The 2,687-nt window shown below is 65.2% G+C and carries 1 protein-coding gene; it reads left to right on the forward strand.

The features are described 5' to 3' along the window. Positions 1 to 220: 220 nt before the first annotated feature. Positions 221 to 2,338: an IS4 family transposase gene (locus tag ACCAA_RS14570; RefSeq protein ID WP_245754585.1), complete on the forward strand. Its 2,118-nt coding sequence runs from the start codon at positions 221 to 223 to the stop codon at positions 2,336 to 2,338. The last annotated feature ends 349 nt before the right edge of the window (positions 2,339 to 2,687 follow it).

Consider the following 2,687-nt stretch of genomic DNA (forward strand, 5'->3'; position numbering starts at 1 on the left):
CTGAGCCTCCGACATACTTGACTCCGTCGGCCGCGAGCGCTATCCTTTGGGCATGCGTCTGTGCGGCCAAGAATTCTCCCTCGGCATTCTGGATCGAATCCGGGAGGTGGTCACGTCGGTGCCGGAGATATCGCGCCGTGCGCTGTCGCGCCGGGTTTGCGAGTGGCTGAATTGGCGTAGCGCGACAGGTGCCTGGCAGGAAGGAGGATGCCGCAAAGCCTTGGCGCAGCTTGTTCGGCGCCAGGTCATCGAGCTGCCGGCCGCCCCGGCTCTCTTCACCCCACGCCAGCCGCCCACGCTGGAAGTGGAAGACCTCAGCGTCAGTGCGTCACTGGAAGCGCTTGGCACCGTGGAGTTGGTCGCCGTAGAGGCAGGGAGTCTGGAAGCGCAAACCTGGCGCGCGCTGATGGCGCGTGAACACTACCTGGGCGACAAGCCCCTGTGCGGCGCACAGTTGCGCTACCTGGTGCGCAGCGAACCCTACGGCTGGCTGGGAGCACTCGGCTTCACCTCGGCGAGTTGGGCCCTGAAGGAGCGTGACAAAGCGATTGGCTGGGATGATGCGGCGCGTCGGCACAATCTGCGGCAGGTAGTGGCGAACGCCCGCTTCCTGATCCGACCGGGCGTGCAGGTGCCGAATCTCGCCTCGCACGTACTCGGACTCGCGAGCCGGCGACTGCCGGCCGACTGGGAAGCGCGCTACGGCGTACGACCGCTGTTGCTGGAGACCTTCGTCGATCCGACGCGCTTTCCCGGCCACTGCTACCGCGCGGCCAACTGGATGGACGTCGGAATCACCTCGGGGCGCCGTGATGGGGTGGCCAAACACATTTTCCTGCTCCCGCTGGTCGGCGAGTGGCGCGAGCGATTGTCCGCGAAACCCCGCGACGGCCTGCGCACCTCCCCCCGTGCGCCGGCGAGCAACTGGGCGGAAGAAGAATTTGCCACGGTTCGCTGGTACGATGAGCGCCTCAAACGACGTCTGGTTTCCCTTGCGCTCGATTTCTTCCATCGCCCCCAGGCGAATGTGCCCGAAGCCTGCGCTTCACGAGCCGGAACGATGGCCGCGTATCGCTTTTTCCGCAACCACCAGGTGAACTTGCAAGCCATTCTGACCCCGCACATCGAAGCGACCATCGAGCGTATTCGACAGCACCGCATCGTCCTGGTCCCCCAGGATACGACAACACTCAGTTACTCCCATCATCCGGCCACCGAAGGGCTGGGTCCAGTCAACACGACGCGTGACCAGGCCGTCGGCTTGCTGCTGCACGATACCGTGGCCTTCAGCGTCGAGGGGACACCGCTCGGCATCCTCGACGCCCAGTGCTGGGCACGCGACCCCGAGGAGCACGGCAAGAGCGAGGAGCGCAAGAAGCTGCCGATCGAGGAAAAGGAAAGCGTGAAGTGGTTGAACAGCTTCACCCGAGTGGCCGAAGTCCAGGCGCTGTGCCCGGAAACCCTGTTGGTAAGCATGGGCGATCGCGAGTCGGACATTCACGATCTGTTTGCCCTGGCCGCGCGCGATCCGGCGGGACCAAAGCTGCTGGTGCGGGCCGAGCGCACCCGCCAGCGGCGAGTGGAGAACGAAGCGCTGTGGGATTTCATCAGCCACCAGCCGCCCGCCGGCGAGATCACGCTGCACATCCCCCGGCGTGGCAACCGCACGGCGCGCACGGTGCTGCTCCCCGTGCGCTTCGCTGAAGTGACGTTGCAACCGCCACGGGGTAGCCGCCTGCCGCCGGTCGACCTGTGGGCGGTTCATCTACACGAAGAGCACACCGACGATCCCGAGCCGATCGAGTGGATGTTGCTCACCACCGTGCCGGTTCACACTTTCGACGACGCCGTTGAGCGTGCCGAGTGGTACGCCGCGCGCTGGGGGATCGAGGTCTTCCATCGCACCTTGAAGAGCGGTTGTCGGATCAAAGACCGCCAACTCGGTACCGCCACACGCTTGCAGGCGTGTCTGGCCATCGACATGGTGGTCGCGTGGCGCGTCTACTACTTGGCGATGCTCGGGCGCGAGGTTCCCGATCAGCCGTGCACCGTCTTCTTCGAAGAAGTCGAATGGAAGGCCTTGCACTGCTATCACTACAAAACCTCGGTGGCCCCCGACGAACCGCCCAGCATGGCTCAAGCGATTCGCATGCTCGGTCAGATGGGCGGCCACCTCGGACGCCGACTCGACGGCCCGCCCGGCACCCAGGTGCTCTGGCGTGGTCTGCAGTATCTGGACGTCGCCGTCCAGATGTATATCACCTTCACCTGCTCACCTCCCCCCCGAATCTGGCGCTCCTACCCCGAGGGGTATCTGTCGCGCCCCCAAGCGCCTTGAGGTGCGGCGGAAACCCGCGACGGGAAGAACTGTGTATGCCACGCCAACTGAACCAGGGGGCGTCGGTTGGTGCCGTCTGCAGGCCATAACCCCATATCCCGAGGCAGCAAAGCCTGACCGGTCGTCGTTCGGGCGCTCCCTCGCGACCCGCCGTAGGGCGGAGCCAGTAACAGATTCCGCCGTCCGACACCAGTCGCTCCCGGAATGCAAGCGGCGTGGCGTCAGACGGCTGTACCGGAGTGCTTCCGGCATGGCAGCAGAACATCCCTGCGGGGCTGCCGCCCTACATCACTGCCGCCCCCCCAAGCGCCCTTGAGTGCCAACGGAGTCAGGTGAGGGTAAGGATCAG

The sequence above is a fragment of the Candidatus Accumulibacter aalborgensis genome (assembly GCF_900089955.1).
Taxonomy (GTDB): Bacteria; Pseudomonadota; Gammaproteobacteria; order Burkholderiales; family Rhodocyclaceae; genus Accumulibacter; species Accumulibacter aalborgensis.